At 69.7% G+C, this 2780-nt stretch carries 1 protein-coding gene; it reads right to left on the reverse strand.

Translation table 11 applies throughout. The features are described 5' to 3' along the window. Positions 1-2768: amino acid adenylation domain-containing protein (locus tag AB0C20_RS35910; RefSeq protein ID WP_357569688.1), on the reverse strand; the 2768-nt coding region annotated here is incomplete at its 3' end. Positions 2769-2780 lie beyond the last annotated feature (12 nt).

A 2780-nucleotide genomic window follows, 5' to 3' on the forward strand; every position in this document is an offset into this window, starting at 1 on the left:
CCCACCACCCGCCTACCAAACAAACCCACCACCGAACCCCCACCACCAACCACACCACCATCCCCAAACTCCACCAACAACCGCCCACGCTCCGCGACATCCAACAGGTCCACACTGTCGATACGGAGCTGGGGATCCCGTGCCACCGCCGTCAGGAACCGCTGAAGGCGCAGCGCGATCCCGTGTGCCCCGTCCTGGCTGAACAAGTCCCGACGGTAAAGTACGGTGCCCGTCATGCCCGACGGACGGCCGTCCGGTCCCCGATCTTCTTCGAACCTCACCGAAAGGTCGAACTTTGCCGGTTCCGGGCCGGCCGACAGCGAGGCACAGTCGACGTCGGGCAGGTCCAGCACCACAGCCGTCGCGTCCTGCACGACCAGGAGAACCTGGAATAGCGGGTGCCGGGACGGCGACCGCGCCGGCTTCAGGTCCTCGACCAGTAGCTCGAACGGAACCGCCTGGTTGTCGTACGCCTCCAGGTCGGTCTCGCGCACCCGGCGCAACAGTTCGACGAAGGTCGGGGCGCCGGACGTGTCGGTGCGCAGCACCAGCGTGTTGACGAAGTGACCGATCAGGTTGTCGAGCGTGTCGTCCTCGCGACCCGCCACTATGGTGCCGATGGGCACGTCGGTGCCGGCTCCATACCTGGTCAGCAGCGCCGCCAGAGCGGCCTGCAACACCATGAACATCGTCCCGCCGTTTTCGGCCGCCAGGCGGGCCAACGCCCGGTGGAGGTCACCGTCGAGCCGGATCCCGACGCTTCCGCCGACGTGGCTGGCCGCAGCGGACGGTGGGCGATCGGTGGGAAGGGGCAGCTCCTCGGGCGTGCCGGCCAGCGCCGTCCGCCAGTACTCCAGCTGCGTCGCCGTCACGCTGCCGGGATCGTCAGCGGAGCCCAGGTACTCGCGCTGCCACAGGGCGAAGTCCGCGTACTGCACCGGCAGCGGGTCCCACGCGGGCACCTGTCCGGCACGACGAGCGGTGTAAGCGGCCGACAGGTCGTTCATCAGTGTCGGAACCGACCATCCGTCCGCGGCGATGTGATGCACGACCACCACGAACACGTGATCCTGCGGAGCCAGCTCGAACAGCCACGCGCGTATCGGAATCTCGGCCGCCAGGTCGAAGGCGTGGGAAGCCACAGCCTCGATCCGCTCCGCGAGCCTCGGCTCGGCGACCGGCTCCACCCGGAAGTCCGGTCGGGCCTGCCTCGGCGGCAGGACGACCTGGAGCGGCCTACCGTCGTGGGTGGCGAAGATCGTCCGGAGCACCTCGTGCCGTGTCGCCAGGTCAGCGAGGGCGGCGCGCAGCGCAGCCACATCGAGCCGACCGGACAGACGGAGCACGATCGGCACGTTGTACGTCGCCGTCCGTCCTTCGATCTCGGCCACCAACCACAGGCTGCGCTGGGGATACGACAGGGGAATCTCGTCCGGACGTGGACGAGGCACCAACCGCTGACGACGCTGCCGGGCGCCGAGTAGCCGCTCGGCGAGCTGCGCCACCGTCGGCGCCTCGAAGACATCGCGAACCGACAGCTCCACGTTCAGCGCGGACCTGATCCGGCTCGTCAACCGGGTGGCCAGCAGGGAGTGTCCGCCGAGTTCGAAGAAGCTGTCCGCCACACCGACGGAGCCGAGGCCGAGGACGTCCGCGAACATCGACGCCAGGATCTCCTCACGGCCGGAGCGGACCCGACGACCGGGGTCGGCGCGGTGTTCCGGGGCGGGCAGCGCTCTGCGGTCCAACTTGCCGTGCACCGTCAGCGGGAACTGGCGTAGCACCACGACGGCGGCGGGCACCATGTACGCGGGCAGCATCGCGCCGAGCCGTTGCCGCACCTCACCGCCGTCCAGCACCGCGTCATCGTCCGGGCAGACGTACCCCACCAGCCGGCGGTCGCCTGGACGGTCCTCGCGGACCAACGCCAGAGCGGTTCCACCGGTCACCCGGCGCAGCGCCGCCTCCACGTCGCCGAGTTCGATCCGGAAGCCACGCAGCTTGACCTGATCATCGACCCGGCCCACGTACTCGAGGGCGCCGTCGGGCCGCCACCGCACGATGTCGCCGGTCCGGTACATTCGCTCGCCAGATCCGCCGAACGGGCAGGCGACGAACCGCTCGGCCGTCAGACCGGGTCGACGCAGGTAGCCACGAGCCAGCCCCACACCCGCCAGGTACAACTCGCCGGAGGTTCCGACCGGCGCCGGGCGCAACCCGTGGTCCAACACATAGGTGCGGATGCCGGGCAGGGGGGCACCGATCGGTGGCGGGTCGGCGCCTGGTACGACCGACGCGATGGCAGCGCACACGGTCGCCTCGGTCGGCCCGTAGGCATTGAAAAGCCTGCGCGCCCTACTCCACCGGTCGGCCAGGTCCGCATCGAGGGCTTCGCCCGCGGTGACCACAGTGGTGGTGGCGGGGACGTCGGCGGGAGCCATCGCTGCCAGCGCGCCCGGTGTCAGCGTGACATGGGTGATGTCGGCACGGGCCAGCAGCGAGCCTAGTCTCGGTCCCGCCTCGGACTCACCATCGGGCGGAAAGACCAACGCGGCTCCGTTGAGCAGGGCGCCCACCCATTCCCACACGGAGGCGTCGAACCCGATCGAGGAGAACTGGAGGACCCGGCTACCGGGCCGTATGCCAAGCCAGCGCCGCTGCTCTGTCGCGAGCCTGCCGATTGCCTCGTGGGTGACGACGACGCCCTTCGGTCGCCCCGTCGACCCAGACGTATAAATCACATACGCCGCACTCCCACCCCCCACCACCGGCAACCCACC

This window comes from Micromonospora sp. NPDC048843 (genome assembly GCF_040649965.1).
Taxonomy (GTDB): domain Bacteria; phylum Actinomycetota; class Actinomycetes; order Mycobacteriales; family Micromonosporaceae; genus Micromonospora; species Micromonospora hortensis.